The 16586-nt window shown below is 70.0% G+C and carries 16 protein-coding genes; 11 read left to right on the top strand and 5 right to left on the bottom strand.

Going from position 1 to position 16586, the window contains the following annotated elements; translation table 11 throughout:
- Positions 1 to 46 precede the first annotated feature (46 nt).
- Both IU459_RS39285 and IU459_RS06320 read left to right on the top strand, forming a co-directional pair.
- Complete coding sequence (locus IU459_RS39285) at positions 47 to 169, top strand: hypothetical protein (RefSeq protein ID WP_267469770.1); 123 nt, start codon at positions 47 to 49, stop codon at positions 167 to 169.
- A 76-nt stretch (positions 170 to 245) separates the two neighbouring features.
- Positions 246 to 4238, top strand: coding sequence for an ATP-dependent helicase (locus tag IU459_RS06320; protein ID WP_324198764.1), 3993 nt, complete (start codon positions 246 to 248; stop codon positions 4236 to 4238).
- Here the strand turns inward: IU459_RS06320 and IU459_RS06315 are convergent.
- Positions 4195 to 4608 carry a DoxX family protein gene (locus IU459_RS06315; protein WP_195128495.1) on the bottom strand — a complete coding sequence of 138 codons (414 nt, stop codon included), beginning with the start codon at positions 4606 to 4608 and terminating at the stop codon, positions 4195 to 4197. The genes IU459_RS06320 and IU459_RS06315 overlap by 44 nt on opposite strands.
- Positions 4609 to 4832: 224 nt before the next feature.
- Between IU459_RS06315 and IU459_RS06310 the strand changes: the two genes are divergently transcribed.
- On the top strand, positions 4833 to 5888 hold the full coding sequence (locus IU459_RS06310) for a potassium channel family protein (RefSeq protein ID WP_195128494.1): 1056 nt from the start codon (positions 4833 to 4835) through the stop codon (positions 5886 to 5888).
- 47 nt (positions 5889 to 5935) lie between these two features.
- Positions 5936 to 6841 carry an NAD(+) diphosphatase gene (gene nudC / locus IU459_RS06305; protein WP_195128493.1) on the top strand — a complete coding sequence of 302 codons (906 nt, stop codon included), beginning with the start codon at positions 5936 to 5938 and terminating at the stop codon, positions 6839 to 6841.
- A 106-nt stretch (positions 6842 to 6947) separates the two neighbouring features.
- On the opposite strand, the gene IU459_RS06300 is transcribed toward nudC, so the two are convergent.
- Positions 6948 to 7178, bottom strand: a complete 231-nt coding sequence (locus IU459_RS06300; protein WP_195128579.1) for a mycoredoxin — start codon at positions 7176 to 7178, stop codon at positions 6948 to 6950.
- A 121-nt stretch (positions 7179 to 7299) separates the two neighbouring features.
- Between IU459_RS06300 and IU459_RS39280 the strand changes: the two genes are divergently transcribed.
- From IU459_RS39280 to IU459_RS06275, 6 genes are all read left to right on the top strand, one after another.
- The gene (locus IU459_RS39280) at positions 7300 to 7434 is read left to right on the top strand and encodes a hypothetical protein (RefSeq protein WP_267469769.1); all 135 of its coding nucleotides are present in this window, start codon (positions 7300 to 7302) and stop codon (positions 7432 to 7434) included.
- The gene (locus IU459_RS06295; RefSeq protein ID WP_195128492.1) at positions 7431 to 7859 is read left to right on the top strand and encodes an EVE domain-containing protein; all 429 of its coding nucleotides are present in this window, start codon (positions 7431 to 7433) and stop codon (positions 7857 to 7859) included. The genes IU459_RS39280 and IU459_RS06295 overlap by 4 nt, the downstream gene beginning before the upstream one ends.
- Before the next feature lie 9 nt (positions 7860 to 7868).
- Entirely contained in the window at positions 7869 to 8345 is a 477-nt protein-coding gene (locus tag IU459_RS06290) for a MarR family winged helix-turn-helix transcriptional regulator (protein ID WP_195128491.1), read from the top strand.
- 58 nt (positions 8346 to 8403) lie between these two features.
- Positions 8404 to 10554 carry an ATP-dependent DNA helicase UvrD2 gene (locus tag IU459_RS06285; protein ID WP_195128578.1) on the top strand — a complete coding sequence of 717 codons (2151 nt, stop codon included), beginning with the start codon at positions 8404 to 8406 and terminating at the stop codon, positions 10552 to 10554.
- Positions 10555 to 10663: 109 nt separating this feature from the next.
- Entirely contained in the window at positions 10664 to 11002 is a 339-nt protein-coding gene (locus IU459_RS06280; RefSeq protein ID WP_195128490.1) for a hypothetical protein, read from the top strand.
- 138 nt (positions 11003 to 11140) lie between these two features.
- A complete protein-coding gene (locus IU459_RS06275; RefSeq protein WP_436838037.1) occupies positions 11141 to 11464 on the top strand; it encodes a WhiB family transcriptional regulator in 324 nt (107 codons plus the stop codon).
- Positions 11465 to 11590: 126 nt separating this feature from the next.
- On the opposite strand, the gene IU459_RS06270 is transcribed toward IU459_RS06275, so the two are convergent.
- The 3 genes from IU459_RS06270 to IU459_RS06260 all read right to left on the bottom strand — a co-directional run bounded on the left by IU459_RS06270 (position 11591) and on the right by IU459_RS06260 (position 15427).
- Positions 11591 to 12934 carry an ABC1 kinase family protein gene (locus IU459_RS06270; RefSeq protein ID WP_195128489.1) on the bottom strand — a complete coding sequence of 448 codons (1344 nt, stop codon included), beginning with the start codon at positions 12932 to 12934 and terminating at the stop codon, positions 11591 to 11593.
- A 140-nt stretch (positions 12935 to 13074) separates the two neighbouring features.
- Complete coding sequence (locus IU459_RS06265; protein ID WP_195128488.1) at positions 13075 to 13926, bottom strand: hypothetical protein; 852 nt, start codon at positions 13924 to 13926, stop codon at positions 13075 to 13077.
- An 85-nt stretch (positions 13927 to 14011) separates the two neighbouring features.
- Positions 14012 to 15427, bottom strand: coding sequence for a zinc-dependent metalloprotease (locus IU459_RS06260; protein WP_195128487.1), 1416 nt, complete (start codon positions 15425 to 15427; stop codon positions 14012 to 14014).
- Between the two features lie 126 nt (positions 15428 to 15553).
- Here IU459_RS06260 and IU459_RS06255 point away from each other — a divergent pair, with 126 nt between their 5' ends.
- On the top strand, positions 15554 to 16579 hold the full coding sequence (locus IU459_RS06255) for a YlbL family protein (RefSeq protein WP_195128486.1): 1026 nt from the start codon (positions 15554 to 15556) through the stop codon (positions 16577 to 16579).
- The last annotated feature ends 7 nt before the right edge of the window (positions 16580 to 16586 follow it).

The following is a 16586-nucleotide window of genomic DNA, read 5'->3' as shown; positions in this document are numbered from 1 at the left end:
GGCTGCGGCACGCTGTAATGCGCCGCGGATGGTCACGGATGCGACGATGACAGCTCAGAGTGAGGCGATACCCGACCGAGCGGCAGTAGTCATCGACCCGCTGGGCGCGCACCGGGTGTCGGCCATGATTGATGTGACGCGGCCGATCACGGGCGAGGCGCCGCCGTGAGCGAGCGTCAGCGAGCGAATCGAGAACACAGCGCGCTCTTGCGCTCGACGGTGCCGAGTGCCGGCGAGGTGGAGTCGTGAGCGAGCGTCAGCGAGGCGGAGTCGTGAGCGGCGGCCATGTGACGCCGCACCAGCTGGCGCAGGCGCTCGGTCTGCCGCCGCCGACCGACGAGCAGGCGGCTGTGATCGCGGCGCCGCCGGGTCCGACTCTGGTAGTCGCTGGCGCGGGCGCGGGTAAGACGGAGACGATGGCCGCGCGTGTGGTGTGGATGGTCGCGAATCGGATCGTCCGGCCCGACGAGGTGCTCGGGCTGACCTTCACACGCAAAGCCGCACAGCAGTTGACCACCCGCATCCGCACCAGGCTGGCCAGGCTCGCCGGTGCGCCACTGCTGCGTGAACTCGACCCGACCGGTCAGCTGCGCGCGGAGCTCACCGGCGCGGAACCGGAAATCAGCACCTACCACTTCTATGCGGGCAGGTTGCTCACCGAACACGGGCTGCTGCTGCCGGTGGAGCCCTCGGCGACGCTGCTCACCGAGACCCAGCTCTGGCAGCTCGCCCACCAGGTCGTCCGGACCTGGGACGGCGACCTGGACACCGATCGCACGCCGGTGTCGGTCACCGAGTCGGTGCTCGCGTTGTCCGGGCAGCTGGCCGAGCACTTGGTCGAGCCCGAGGAATTGGCCGAGGCGCACACCGAGCTGGAGAAGCTGGTGTACACGCTGCCCGCGGGCCCGCGCCAACGCGGCGGTCCGAGCCAAACCCTGCTGAACATCGTGCAGGTGCAGCGCGAACGGGTGGCGCTGCTGCCGCTGGTGCACGAGCTCTCGGAGGCGCTGCGCCGCCGCGGCGCACTGGATTTCGGCGCGCAAATGTCCCTTGCCGCCCGCTTGGCCGCCGAACACCCCGAAGTAGCCGCCGCCGAACGTGCCCGCTTCCGCCTGGTCCTGCTCGACGAATACCAGGACACCGGCCACGCCCAGCGCGTCCTGCTCGCCGCCTTGTTCGGCGGCGAGCACGAGCACACGACGGGACCAGACGCGGAGTCGCGGCGCGGCGATGCCCATGACGCGCATTTCGACCCGTCGATGCGAGAGGGCGAGTCGCAGCGTGCCGGCGCGCACGACCCACGCAGAGTCCGCTCGACCCGGGACGCCTCCTCATCAGTCGCCGGTTCAGACGCCCAGTCACCTGGTCCGGATACCCCGGGCGCCGCGCGGCGCCTTGCCGTGACCGCCGTCGGCGACCCGATGCAATCGATCTACGGCTGGCGCGGCGCGTCCGCGGCGAATCTGCCCCGGTTCGCCACCGACTTCCCCAGTGCTCCTGGCGTCCCGGCCCCCACGCTGGCGTTGCTGACCAGCTGGCGCAATCCGCCGGAGGCGCTGGCGCTGGCGAATCTGGTCGCGGAACCCTTGCGGCGCAAGGCGATCGAGGGCGGCGGGGTGACCGTCGACGCACTGCGCGCCAAACCCGATGCTGGGCCGGGTGCCGTGGCGTTGGCACTGACCGAAACCGTCGCCGCCGAACGCGAGTGGGTGGCCGAGCGGATCGCCGCGCAGTGGGCGGCCCGGCGCGCGGACCAGCAGCCGCCGCCGACTTCTGCGGTGCTCGTGCGCCGCAACGCGGATGCCGCGCCGCTCGCGGAAGCGCTTCGCGCGCAAGGGCTCCCGGTGGAGATCGTCGGACTCGGCGGTTTGCTCGCCACGCCGGAGGTCGCCGACATCGTCGCCACGCTGCGGTTGATCGCCGATCCGGGCTCGGGCACCGCCGCCATGCGGGTGCTGACCGGCGCGCGCTGGCGCATCGGCGTCGCCGACATCGCCGCGCTCGCCCGCCGCGCCAGGGACTTGTCGATCCGCCGTCCCGGCTCCGACATCCCGGCCGAGATAGCCGACCGCGCCGCGCTCGAGGACGCGCTGCGCGAGGTGGCGCCGGAACCGGCGGAACAAGCCGGTCTGGCCGACGCGATCGCCGATCCCGGTCCAGCGGAGCACTATTCGGAAACCGGTTTGACCCGCATCGAGGCGCTGGGCCGGGAGCTGGCCGCGTTGCGCGAGCGCAGCGGCCAGCCGTTGGCGGAATTGGTGGCCGACGTCGAGCGCACCATCGGGGTGGGTGTGGAGACCCAGACGCGGCGAGCGATGGCGGGGACGGGCGCCGGACGCGAGCACTTGGACGCGTTCGCCGAGGTGGTGGCCGGGTACGCCGCGGACAGCGGCGCCTCCCTCGGCGGGCTTCTGGCCTTCCTCGCCGCCGCCGAGGAGGTGGAGAACGGGCTGGAACCAGGCGAGGTGGAGGTCGCCAAGGATCGGGTACAGGTGCTGACCGTGCATGCCGCGAAGGGCCTGGAATGGGAGATCGTCGCGGTCCCGCATGTGGTGGAGGGCGTGTTCCCGTCCAAGGTCGGTTCCGGCACCTGGCTGGGCGCGCTCGCCGAGCTGCCCACGTCTTTGCGCGGCGACCGCAGACAGGACGACGCCGCCGAAGGTGTTCCGGTGCTCGATCTCGGCGACCTGTACGACCGCGCCGACCTCGATCGTGCGATCAAGGCGCACAAGGAGGCGCTGGAGCGTCGCCGGATCGACGAGGAACGCCGCCTGTTCTACGTCGCGCTCACCAGAACCGAACGGGTCCTGCTGGTTTCGGCGCACCACTGGGCGGAGACCGGCAGCTCCCCGAAGGGCCCTTCGGATTTCCTGCTGGAGTTGAAGCGCGCGAACGAAGACCCCGACAGCCCGGCGCACGACGTCCTGGCGATCGACCGGTGGGACGACCCGCCCGCGCACGACGCGGTCAACCCCTTCACCGACAACCCGGCCACCGCCGAATGGCCCCGAGACCCCCTCAGCATCCGCCGCGACCCCATCGAACAGGGCGCCGCGCTGGTCCGCGCCGCCCTCGCCGATCTTCGCGCGCAGCCAACCGCCGCACAACGCGGCCCGAATGCGACCGGTGCTGCGGACCACCGCGTCGCGGAATCGACCGACGACCGGGGCCGCGTCGCGGAATCCGTTCGCGGTGGAGACGACCGCCGCACCGAATCACTCGGCGACGAGGTGGCGGATACGGATACGCCCGCTACCGACTACTACCCGCCCGATGACGAGTTCCCCCCGGACCCACTGGACGAGTTCGCCGACCCACCCGACTTCGACTACACCGCAATCGAATACGCCGACCCGTACGCGGATCTCGAGCCCTATCACGGACCCGCACCCGACCCGGTCGAGGAGTACCTGTCGGCCGACGAGCCCGCCTCGGCCACCGGCTTCGCGCCGCCTCCGCCGGAGGACGCCTACCCGCTCGAGCAGGCGCATCCCGCGCCGGACCCCGACGACCCCGAAGGCTGGGCCGCCGATGTCGACGCCCTGCTGGCCGAACACCAGGCCGCCGCTGCCATCGCCGAGGCGGTCGAGCTGCCCGGTCAGATCGCGGCGACGGCGCTGGTCGAGCTCCGCGCCGACCCGGCGAAACTCGCCGCGCGCCTGCGTCGTCCGCTGCCCTACCCGCCGAATCCGCTGGCCCGCCGCGGCACCGCCTTCCACGCCTGGGTGCAGCGGTGGTTCAGCTCCACCCGGCTACTGGGCCTGGATGAACTGCCGGGCGCCGCGGACAGCGCGGCCGATACGGGTTTGGACGCCGAACTGACCGCGATGCAGGACGCGTTCCTGAACTCGCCGTGGGCCGACCGCAGCCCGATCGAGGTCGAGATCCCGTTCGAGACCTCGATCGCCGGCACCGTGATCCGCGGGCGCATGGACGCGGTGTTCGCCGAACCGGGCGGCCGCTGGATCGTGGTCGACTGGAAGACCGGCGCCGAACCGGGCCCCGCCGAGGAACCCGCGGTCGCGATGCAGCTGGCGGTCTATCGCTTGGCTTGGGCGCGGCTGACGGCCGCGCGCGAGGGCCGCTCCGAACAGGAGATGCTGCCGCGGATCGGCGCCGCGTTCCACTACGTCCGCACCGGACGCACCATCGCGCCGGCCACGCTGGCCGGTCCGGCCGAACTGGCCGAGCTGATCAGGAACGCCGCGCCCGTCGACTCACCGCCAGCGAGCGGGTGATCAGCGGGATCTGCAGCGGAAGCCGCAGCACCGAGCCGATCTTGACCAGCCGCGGCGCCTTCTCGCTCGCCAGCATGTCCGCGGCGAACTGGACGTTGGCCGGGAACACCGCGATGAACAGCAGCGCGGCCAGGCGCCCACCGAAGCCGCGGGTCCGCGGGATCGTGAGCGCGGCGGCGACACCGAGTTCGGCCACGCCGGAGGCGTAGGTGTAGTCGCGGGCACGTCCGGGCAGGCCGCGCGGCACGATCGAGTCGAAGGGCTTGGGCCACACGAAATGCAGCACCCCGGTGCCGAACAGCAGGGCGGCCAAGGCGAGCGCGGGGCGTCGCCCGGTGTCGCGCGCGGGTGTCAGCGTGTCTTCTGCCATGAGGGCACCCTCGCATTGCGCCGTGTACGCGTCCAGACCGGGGCCGTATTGCCGAGTGCGCCGCAGGCGCGACGAATCGGACACGGGTAGGCTCCGGTGCTGTGCCGGAGCTACGAGGAATACCGAGATGACCGACACGAGCGACCACCCGGCCACTCCGCCCAACTCCGGTTTCCGGCCGGAGCGAACACGCGGCGCCGCGGAAACGAGCACAGGTGGGTCCGGTGTTCGGTGATCGGGCACGTGGCCTCGGCTTGGCCAGCCGTCCCCACTTCGCGCTGGTCGGAGTGCTGCGCATCCCGGAAGTGCAGATAAGTCCGTGGATTTCGCTGACCAGGCGGCTGCTGTTCGCGACTTCGCTGCTGGTCCTCGCCGCGCTCGTGGTCTATGTCGGTCGCGCGGGCTACCACGACAATTCGGGTAACGAACTGTCGTTCCTGGACGCCTTCTACTACGCCACGGTCTCGCTGTCGACCACCGGATACGGCGATATCCACCCGGTGTCGCCCGAGGCGCGATTGGCGAACATCGTCATCATCACGCCGTTGCGCATCCTGTTCCTCATCGTCCTCGTCGGAACCACGCTCAGTGTGCTGACGGAACGCTCCCGGCAAGCTTTCAAGATTCAGCGATGGAGGCACAGCGTGCGTAATCACACCGTGGTCATCGGATACGGCACGAAGGGGAGGACCGCGATCGACGCCATGCTCGGCGACGGGGTGAAGGCCGCCGACATCGTCGTGGTCGACACAGACGTCGTCGCCTTGGAGGCGGCCGCGAACGCCGGGCTGGTCACGGTGCACGGCTCGGCCACCCAGTCCGACGTGCTGCGGCTGGCGACCGTGCACAACGCGGCGTCGGTCGTAGTCGCCACCAACCGCGACGACACCGCCGTGCTGGTCACGCTGACCGCACGCGAGTTGAACAAGACGGCCAAGATCGTGGTCGCGGTCCGCGAGGCGGAGAACACCCACCTGGTGCGGCAGTCGGGGGCGGACTCGGTGGTGGTGTCCTCGGAGACCGCGGGCCGGTTGCTCGGCATCGCCACGACCACGCCGACCGTGGTGGAGATGATGGAGGACCTGCTGACGCCCCAGGAGGGGTTCGCCGTCGCCGAACGCGAGGTCGAAGCCGCCGAGATCGGCGGCTCGCCACGGCATCTCAGCGATATCGTGCTCGGCGTGGTGCGCGACGGCGTATTGGTCCGCGTCGGCGAGCCCCAGGTGGACGCGATCGAGGCGGGCGACAAGTTGCTGTACATCCGCCGGGCGAGCAAGTGACACCGGTGGCGAGCCGGGCGGTAACTCGAGCGCGATAGTCTCGAACCGTGCCCGCTTTTCAGCTCAATGGTGTTCCGCTGCTGTCCCGTTCTGTCATCGATCGCGCGGAGGAGATCCGGGGTGACGCCCAGGCCCTGAAGGAGGGCTGGGGCCAGGCGAAACTTTTGCGGATCAATCGGCGCGGGCAGGTGCGCTTCGATGATGGCGTGCTGGTCTTGGACGCCGCGCTCGAGCTGTCCGCCGAGCCGAGCGCGGCCGCGGTGTTCCTCGGCGTCGAGGACGGCATCCACCTGTGGGCGGTCCGCGATCCGGAGTTGGAGGGCACGCTCACCGATCTGCGCGCGCTCGCCGGCAGCAGCATCGACGACCGCACCGCCGGCCTGCTCTCCACTGCGTTCGCGCTGCTGAACTGGCACGACAAGGCCGGGTTCAACGGTGCGGACGGCACGGTGACCACCGCGTCCAAGGCCGGATGGTCGCGCGTCACCGAGAGCGGTTACGAGGAGTTCCCCCGCATCGACCCCGCGGTGATCTGCCTGATCCACGACGGCGGCGATCGGGTCCTGCTCGCGCGCCAGCACAGCTGGCCGAAGTCGCTGTTCTCCCTGCTGGCCGGGTTCGTCGAGGCGGGCGAGTCGCTGGAGCGCTGCGTCGAGCGGGAGATGCGCGAGGAGGTCGGCCTCGACGTGCGCGAGATCACCTACCTGGGCAGCCAGCCGTGGCCGTTCCCGCGCTCACTCATGCTCGGCTTCGCCGCCGTCGCCGATCCCGACCAGCCGCTGGCCTTCTCCGACGGCGAGATCGCCGAGGCCAACTGGTTCACCCGCGCCGAGGTGCGCGAAGCGCTGGCGATGGGCGACTGGTCGGCGCGCGGCGAGGGTGCACGGCTGCTGCTCCCGGGTTCGATCTCCATCGCGCGCACCATCGTCGAGTCCTGGGCGGCGATCGACTGAGCGCACGCTCATGCCTGCGCTCGGCTCCGGTGCGAGCCAGGGCTCGGCTGTGTCTATTGTGCGCTCGCTGAATCGCGAACCGGCACGGCCCGCACGGAGCGGGTGATCAGGACAGACCGGCGAGGGTCTGCTTGACGGCCGCCAGGGACGGGTTGGTCGCGGTGGTGCCATCGGCGAACTTCACGGTGGGCACGACGTGGTTGCCCCCGTTGACGCTGCCGACGAACTCGGCCGACGCCGGATCTTGCTCGATGTCGATCTCGACGTAGCTGATGCCGGCCTCGTCCAGCTGCTTCTTCAGCCTGCGGCAATAACCGCACCAGGTGGTCGAGTACATCGTCAGAGTGGGGTTCGCGTCAGTCACGGATGATGCAACGCTGAAGTACCCCGCACTGTTCCGAACTCGAACGCCCGCCCGGCCGCTTGCCTGGAATTTGATATGCGCGCATACTAAATCCATGCCGATTGCCGCCACCGCTCATGCCACCTCCACCGCTCCGCCCGCCGCTTTCTTCGCGCGCGCCGGTCTGGCCGAATCCGTGCGGCCCGACCTGGACGCGCTGGTCACCTTCCCCGAGCCGGTAGCGGCGTGAACGCGCGGTACTGGCTGGCCGTCGTATCCCGGGAACACGTCCTGCGCGGCGTCGCACTCGGGATCGCGCAGGCCAACCATGGGAAGCGTGCGGCGGTGGAGCGGATGCGGCCGGGCGACGGGTTGGTCTACTACTCGCCGCGCGAGCGAATGCGCGCCGGAGCGGCGGTCCGCTCGTTCACCGCGATCGGCACCATCGACGACCGGCCTGCCTGGCAGGCCGACCCGCAGGACGGCGGCTGCTTCCGGCCGTGGCGACGGTCGGTGAGTTATCGGCAACGGGTGCGGGAGACCCCGATCGACGCGCTGCGCGACCACCTGGACCTCACCAGCGTGCCGAACTGGGGCATGGTGCTGCGCCGCGGCCTGGTAGAACTCAGCGCACATGATTACGCGCTGATCGCGCGGACCATGGCGCGGGAGTGAGGGAGACCGATGCACGAGCAGGCGACCGGCGCGGGACTGCGCAGCGGGTTCCGCACCGCCGACGAAAGTCCCGGGCTGTTGCTGTGGCAGGTGACCCACCGCTGGCAGGCCGCGCAGCGGGCGGCACTGGCCCCGTTCGACCTGACCCACGTGCAGTTCGTGTTGCTCGCCTCGTTGGTCTACCTCGCCGCGGGCGGCGACGATCCGGTGCGGCAGCGTGACCTGGCCGAGCACGCCGCCACCGACCCGATGATGACCTCCCAGGTGCTGCGCGCGCTCGCGGAGAAGGGCCTGATCGAGCGCCGCGACCACCCGGTCGATCGCCGGGCCAAGGCCCTCGTCGTCACCGAAGCCGGTGTGGCACTCGCGAATCGGGCCATCGTGGCGGTAGAGGCCTGCGATCAGGAGTTCTTCGCGCCGCTCCGCAGGCAGGGCGGCGCCTTCGCGCGCTCGCTGCGGCTGCTGCGCGATCGAAGCGCACGCTGATCACCCGGCGGCGGATCCGGCCGCGACGGCGACACGGTCGGTGTCGGTGGGCGCTGTCATGATGGACCGCGTGCCCGCACTCGAACTCGCCGACCTCGATCCCGAGCAGGCCGCCGCCGTACGCGCGCCGCGCGGTCCGGTGTGCGTGCTCGCGGGCGCCGGCACGGGCAAGACCAGAACCATCACCTACCGCATCGCGCATCTGGTCGCGCAGGGGCAGGTCAAGGCCGATCAGGTGCTCGCGGTGACCTTCACCGCGCGGGCGGCGGGGGAGCTGCGGACCAGGTTGCGTGCGCTCGGCCTCGGCGGCGAGGCCGCCAAGGTGCAGGCACGGACGTTCCACGCGGCGGCGTTGCGGCAGCTGAAGTACTTCTGGCCGCAGATCGTCGGTGATGTGCCGTGGCGGTTGATCGACGCCAAGTTCCCGATCGTGGCGCAGGCGGCGAACCGGGCCGGATTGTCCACTTCCACCGACAGCGTGCGCGACCTGCTGAGCGAAATCGAATGGGCGAAGGCCTCGCTCATCGCTCCGGAGGACTACACCGCGGCGGTCACCGAGCGCAGGCGGGAGACGCCCTACGACGCCATGCGCGTCGCCGACGTGTACGCGGGCTACGAGAAACTCAAGGCCACGCCGGACGGGCTGCTGCTGGACTTCGACGATCTGTTGCTGCACACGGCGGCCGCGCTGGAGGACTATCCGGCGGTGGCCGACGAATTCCGCGGCCGCTACCGCAGTTTCGTCGTCGACGAATACCAGGACGTCACACCACTGCAGCAGCGGGTGCTCGACGCCTGGCTCGGCGACCGCGACGACATCACCGTGGTGGGCGACGCCAATCAGACGATCTATTCGTTCACCGGCGCAACGCCGAACTACCTGCTCGATTTCTCCCGCCGATACCCCGACGCGACGGTGCTGCGACTGGAACGCGACTATCGCTCGACTCCGCAGGTGGTGTCACTGGCCAACCGGGTGATCGGCGCGGCGCGCGGTCGCATCGCGGGCACCAAGCTGCTCCTGATCGGTCAGCGGCCCGACGGGCCCGAGCCCGCGTTCGCCGAGTACGACGACATTCCCGCCGAGGCGGCAGCGGTGGCCAAGGCGATCGCCCGGCTCATCGAGGCGGGCACACCCGCCGCGGAGATCGCGGTGCTCTATCGCATCAACGCCCACTCGGAGAGCTACGAGCAGGCACTCACCGAGCGCGGCATCCCCTACCAGGTGCGCGGCGGCGAGGGCTTCTTCGCGCGCACCGAGGTCAAGCAGGCGGTGCTGGCACTGCGCCAGGCGGCGTCCCGCGATGATCTACCCGATCAGGCGCGCAGCGGTAGAGCGCTGGTCGCGCTGGTTCGCGCGGCGCTCGCGCCGATCGGCCTCACCGCCACCGAGCCCGCGGGCGCTCAGGCCAGGGAGCGCTGGTCGTCCCTGGTCGCCTTGGTGCGACTGACCGAGGAACTGCTCAGCCACGACGATCGTCTCGACCTGACCGGCCTGCTGCGCGAACTCGCAGCCCGCGCCGAGGCCAGGCATCCACCCACAGTGCAGGGCGTCACGCTGGCCTCCCTGCACGCCGCCAAGGGGCTGGAGTGGGACGCGGTATTCCTCGTCGGCCTCTCCGACGGCACCCTGCCCATCCAGCATGTCCTCGCCGACGACGGATCGGTGGCCGATCAGGCCGCGCTGGAAGAGGAGCGGCGGCTGCTCTACGTCGGGGTCACCAGGGCGCGGGAGCAGTTACGGCTGTCCTGGGCGCTGGCCAGGAACGAGGGCGGCAGGCGCACTCGGCGGCGCTCCCGGTTTCTCAACGGTCTCGTCCCCGACGACTCGCCCGCCTCGCGTATCGCGGCACCGGCCGCCCCCGCGTCGAAAGAAATCCGGCCGACTTGCCGGGTCTGCGCCAAACCACTGATCGGCACGTACGCGACCATGCTCGGCCGCTGCCGCCGCTGCCCGGCCGAGCTGGACGCGGAACTGCTTGCCGCACTACGGGACTGGCGTGCGGAGAAGGCAGAGGCGTTGCGCGTGCGTGAATTCGTCGTGTTCACCGACACCACGCTCACCGCGATCGCCGAACAACTGCCCGCCGACGACGCCGCACTGGCCTCGATCGCGGGCATCGGCGCGAAGAAGATCGACCAGTTCGGCGCGGACGTGCTCGCTATCGTCGCGTCCCGGATTCGAACCACATCACAAAACCGCAGGTAGAAAATAGGTTGTCGCCGTCGGCGATCTTGCCTATGGTGGATTTCACGCACCGAGAGGTCATCTCGGCGCGCACAGTTACCGACAACGAGTACAGGAGGGAGGCAGAGCAATGGACAACATGATGAACGTCGACGCCAATGGCGTTGCGGTCTATGCGCCCATGGCGGCCTCCCGGGGGATCCTCGCTTTGCAGGGGATCGGTCTGTCCGGAATCGGTGCCTGCGGCATGGTCGGCACGAAAGTGAATTCGGCCGTCATGCCCGCATCCATTCGCACCGAAAAGCAGGACAAGCCCAGCGTGGGCTGGCACCCGACGGCTGCCGACGCAGCAGTCGGCGTCTTCGCGGACGAGTCCGGCTTCGAGCCGGCGGATCCGCGGGCAGCACGCCTCCGCACCGCACACCCAGCGACCGTGAACAGGACTCGACACAGATGTCGACCTAGGTAGGGAACTCCTCCCCGACCTCCTGGCCACGGATCGCACGACAGCGAAACCGTGGCCAATCTTCTCCGGCCCTTCAGCCACCAGGCACCGGTTTCGCGGACAACGAAACGAACCGCTGCAAACGAGCTGAAGGAGAACGACGTGTTCACCGCACAGGGTTGGCCACAAGCCGCTACTGACGTGACATGCCGAACCGTGGCGTCGACTACTCGTCCCCAGGAGTCCACCAAGGTCCTGCCCTGCCGTGCCGGCGACCCGGATCTCTGGTTCGCTGAGAGCCCGGTCCAGTTGGAGCAGGCCAAGGCGCTGTGCGCGACCTGCCCGATCCGCAAGGGTTGCCTGAACGCGGCCATCGATCGGCGTGAGCCATGGGGTGTTTGGGGCGGTGAGATCTTCGACCAGGGTGTCGTGATCGCCCGCAAGCGTCCGCGTGGTCGTCCGCGCAAGGTCGCGGTCCCGGCATGAGTCGGGGAGTGACTTCTCTCCCTCCGGTCGATGTGCTCGATTCAGTCGGTCCCGGCACGGGCCGAGCCAACGAACGAGAAAGCAGGCCAGCCGCTCACCGTTGCCCGGTGGGCGGCTGCCCTGCGTTCAGGAGGCTGTGCGTTCCTCGCGGAAGCCGGGCATCCAGGTGCGGACCAGCTGCATGAACGGCAGTTCGGCGTCCAGCTGGGCCAGGATGCCGACGGAACCGCCGAGCACCCGGAAGATCATCACGTATTCCGCCGGAAGTTGCAGCGCCCGAGCGGTTTTCATCTCCGGGCTGGAGAACTCCGACGCCTTGCCCGCCACCCGCTGCATCCACCTGCGCGTGAAGTGGAACGAGTCGGCCTGGATCGGATCGGTGAACGGACGCAGATAGTCGGCGATTTCCTGGTGGGTGACGACCCGGCCCGGGATCACCCAGCCGTGGTCGTACAGCAACCCGGTGAGCTCGGCGAAGCGCTCCTCCACCGCGAGGGCCAGCATCCGGCCCAGCACCGGGGGGAAGCCGTCGGGCATCGGCGCGCAGGCGCCGAAATCGATGACGGCGAGCCTGCCGTCGGGCAGCATCATGAAATTGCCCGGGTGCGGGTCGGCGTGCAGCAGCCCGACGACCTCCGGGGAGGAGAAGTGGAAGCGGCCCATCAGAGCCGCGACTCGATTGCGCAGCGCGACGGTGCCCGCCGGATCCTCGCCGCCCTGCTTGATGATCGCGGAAACGGCGGTCCCATCCAGCCATTCGGTGACGATCACCTTCGGCGCGCTCGCCACCACCTTCGGCACGACGATTTCGCCGTGTCCCTCGAAACCTTTCGCGAAGGCGCGCTGGTTGGCCGCCTCGTTGCGGTAGTCCAGTTCCTCTTCGGTGCGCTCGGTGATCTCGGCGAGAATCGGCTTGACGTCCGCGCCGGGGATCACTGAGGAGACCAGGCCGGTCATGCGGGACAGGGTCTTGAGATCCGCGCGCAACGCGTCGTCCGCGCCGGGGTACTGCACCTTCACCGCGACCGGTCGCCCATCCGACCACACCGCCCGGTGCACCTGGCCGATGCTGGCGGATGCGGCCGGGCTGTCGTCGAACTCACGGAAGCGAGTGCGCCACTGGGTGCCGAGCTGCTGGTCGAGCACGCGATGCACCGTCGCGGCCGGCATCGGCGGCGCGGCGGCCTGCAGTTTGGTCAGCGCCTCGCGGTAGTGCTCGCCGAACTCCTCCGGGACGGCGGCCTCCATCACGCTGAGCGCCTGTCCGAACTTCATGGCGCCGCCCTTGAGTTCACCCAGCACGGTGAACAACTGCTCGGCGGCCCTCTGGTTGAGCTGGGCGTTGATCTCGGTTTTGTCGCCTCCGGCGAGCTTCTTGCCGAACCCCACGGCGGCCCGGCCCGCGATGCCGAGCGGAATCTTGGCCAACTTGGCGTTGCGGGACGAGCGGCTGCGCGCGATCTCTGACACGTACCCATCATGGCGGACAGACCAGCGAGTCGGCCATGGCAATCTTGATCACGGACGCGCTCCCGCGCTCAGGTGTGCGGCTGCCTCGCCTTCGCTCGGCCCGGCGCGGGCTATTGGCGGACTTCGTCCGGCTGCGCCCATTAGGCGGGCACGCGTGCGCACGCGCACTCAGGGTGCCGGTGCCATACGCGCCGATCGAGAACGTGCGAACCCAGATCCAGCTCCACCGTCGCGTTCAACGTGGCCGGGGTGCGGCGCGGCGAGCAATCCACGATCGCCTCCAGTTCGCCGAGGGCGACCGCGGCTGTCGCGGCGATCCCGGCGGGAGAGGCGTGGCCGACCCGGCCGAGCAGCTGGGCGGCCAGATGCGGCCAGTCGGCGTCGTTCTGCGCGCGGATCAGGTCGGCGCAGCGCAGGCAGCTGGTGGCGCCGGGCAGCACCAGTGGCCCGACGACGCCCTTGTTGTCCCGAATGCGTAGTTGCAGATGCGGAATCCGGTGCAGCAGTAGGTCGTTCACCAATCGCGGGTCGGGCATCAGCGTGTCGGCCAGCACCACCAGGTCCGACCTCCAGGTGCGCACCGTCGCCGCGCCGGACGGGTAGTCCCGGGAACGGCTCGGCCGCACCCCGAGTGCGCGCAGCCCGGCGGAGACCGCGTCGGACAGCGGGCCGAGCCCGTGCACCCGCACCGCAAGTACCCGCCCGGCCCGGTCCTCGGGATGGTCCAGCAGCCCGGCTTCGTCGATCAGCGTGAGCAACGCCACGGCCTGTTCTGCATCGATACCGCATTCCCCGGCTCGCCAGATGATCTGCGGTTTGGTGCGCAAGCCGTCCAGCAGGCGCAGGAATGTGAGCACGGCCTCGGCGTCCATGCCTTCCGGACCGAGCACCACGGCGGTCTCGGGATCACATCCGAGCTGGACGACGCCGGCCGGGCGAACCAGGACGGTCACGCTGGGGCGCAACCGCGGACCGCGACACATCGTTGTCATGTCAGCAGTATGCGAAACACGCAATGCGTGACTCGTTTCGAAACCCGCGGTTATCCACAGGTTCTCGCGTCATCCACAGGGTGGATCAAGCGGGAGCGTCGCCCTCTTTGCCCAGGTCCGGGCCGGAACCGCCGTCCTTGCCTTCGCGTTCGGCCTGCTCGCGCGCCTCGGTCTCGGCCAGCTGCGCCAGCGGATCGTCGAACGCGGTCGTTCCGCCACCGATCACCGAGTCGATGAAACCGGCCGGGGAGTCCAGGTCGGCGGAATCGGGCAGGAGATCGGGGTGCGACCAGACTCGATCGCGCGCCGTCATGCCCGCGTCGGTGGTGAGCCTGCGCCACAACGCCGCCGCTTCGCGCAGCTTGCGCGGACGCAATTCCAGGCCGACCAGCGTGGCGAAGGTCTGCTCGGCGGGCCCGCCGGTGGCACGCCGCCTGCGCAGCGTCTCGGCCAGTGCGCCCGCGCCGGGCAACCGATCGCCGACGGCGTCGCTGACCACCACCTGCACCCAGCCCTCGATCAGCGCGAGCAGCGTCTCCAGCCGTTCCAGCGCCTGCTTCTGCTCCGGCGTGGTCTGCGGCTCGAACGTGCCCTGGGACAGGATCTCCTCGAGCTTCGCGGGATCGGTCAGCGACATCGGGTCGATGTCCTGCGCGGCCTGCTCCAGCGCGGAGAAGTCCATCCGGATACCGCGTGCGTAATCCTGGACCGCACCGAGCACCTGCTGACGCAGCCACGGCACGTGCGCGAACAGCCGCTGGTGGGCGGCTTCGCGCGCGGCGAGGAATACCAGGATCTCGCTTTCCGGCTGTTCCAGGCCCGCACTGAACTCCGAGATCGCCGCGGGCAGCAGCGCGGCGGTGCCGGTGGGTCCCAAGGGGAGGCCGATGTCGGTGGAGGTCAGCACCTCTTTGGCGAGCTGGCCGAGCGCCTGGCCGAGTTGCGAGCCGAATGCCAGGCCGCCCATCTGGCCGAGCATGCCGACCATCGGCGCGGCGAACTGCCTGGCCTCCTCGGGCAGCGATGCCGTCCACATCCCGGAGATCTGTTCGGCCACCGGGTCGCACAGCCGCTGCCAGGTGGGCAAGGTCTGCTCGATCCAATCGTTGGCGGTCCAGGCGACCGTCTTGGTGGCGCCCGCGGGCAGGTCGGTCGCGTTGTCCAGCCACAGTTCGGCCAGATGCGCGGCGTCGGCAACCGCGCTCGCTGCGCCCGCCGTCACCGGAGCGACAGTCGAGCCGACTTGCTGGCGTGCCAGCCGTTTGGCGACGTCGTAGTTCACCGGCCCGGCCTGCGCCGAGCCCGGCTGTCCCATGCCGCTGAGCATCTGACCGAGCGAGGTCAGCATCTGACCGAGCTGCGCGGGATCGAATCCGCCCGCGCCGGACCCACCGATCCCGAAACCGAACGCGTCGTTCGGACCGGGGCCGCTCGGCTCGTCGCCGCGCTTGCGTTCGTCGTCGTCGTCGCGGTTCGAGAATCCGAAGGGGAGGTCACTCATAGTCCTTAATCTACGCGCGTAGCACCGTGGCTCTGTGTTCGCGCGGCGCGAAACGGCGACGGCGCGCGCGGGCGAAATGACCGCCTCTCCCGCTTCGCGGCGCCCGCTGTCATTACTGTGGTCCGGGTGAATCGTCGGATCCTCACCCTGGTGGCCGCCCTGATCCCGGTGCTCGTGCTCGGTGTCGTCGGCAGTGTGCTGACCGTGCCGTTCGTCGCACTCGGTCCCGGACCCACCTTCAACACACTCGGCCAGGTGGACGGCAAGGAGGTCGTCGACGTCCGCGGGACGGAGGTCGACCCGACCACCGGGCACCTCAACATGACCACGGTGTCGGTACGCGACGGGCTGAGCATCTTCGAGGCGTTCGGCTTCTGGGCCAGCGGCAAGCACGGTCTGGTGCCGCGCTCGGAGGTCTACCCGCCCGGCGTGTCGCGCGAGGAGATCGACAAGTCCAACCAGCAGGACTTCAAGGATTCCGAGGGCAACGCCGAGGTCGCCGCGCTGCACTACCTGAAGCTGCCGACGGTCGTGCTGCTGCGCAAGGTCGCCGACGACGGCCCCGCGGGTGGTGTGCTGCGCGCGGGCGACGAGCTGGTCAGCATCAACGGCGCGCCGATGTCCGCGCCCAAGGACGTGGTCTCCGCGGTGTCGTCGCAGGCGCCCGGCACTCCGCTCACCGTGGTGTACCGGCGGGACAACGCCGAGCAGACCGCGACGATCACGCTCGGCTCCCGCCCCGGCGACGCCGCCAAGGGCTACCTCGGCGTGACGCCCGGCGAGGGCGCTCGCCCGCCCATGCAGGTCGCGTTCAACCTCGCCGATATCGGCGGCCCGTCGGCGGGCCTGATGTTCAGCCTGGCCCTGATCGACAAGCTCACCCCCGGCGAGCTGGACGGCGGCAAATTCGTGGCGGGCACCGGGACCATCGATCAGGACGGCAAGGTCGGCCCGATCGGCGGCATCCAATACAAGATGATGGCCGCGCGTGAAGCGGGCGCGGAGACCTTCCTGGTCCCCGCGGCCAACTGCAACGAGGCCAGGCAGCGGAGCCCCGACGGCCTCCGGCTGGTGAAGGTCGAGAACCTCACCGGCGCCGTGCAGTCGCTCAACGACATCACCGTGGGCAAGGAGCCGGTCAGCTGCGGCTGACCGAGCG

Origin of the sequence: Nocardia amamiensis, assembly GCF_015477605.1 — a bacterium.
GTDB lineage: Bacteria > Actinomycetota > Actinomycetes > Mycobacteriales > Mycobacteriaceae > Nocardia > Nocardia amamiensis_A.
The sequence above is the reverse complement of the archived record's forward strand: the minus strand, read 5'-3'. Positions and strand labels throughout refer to the sequence as shown.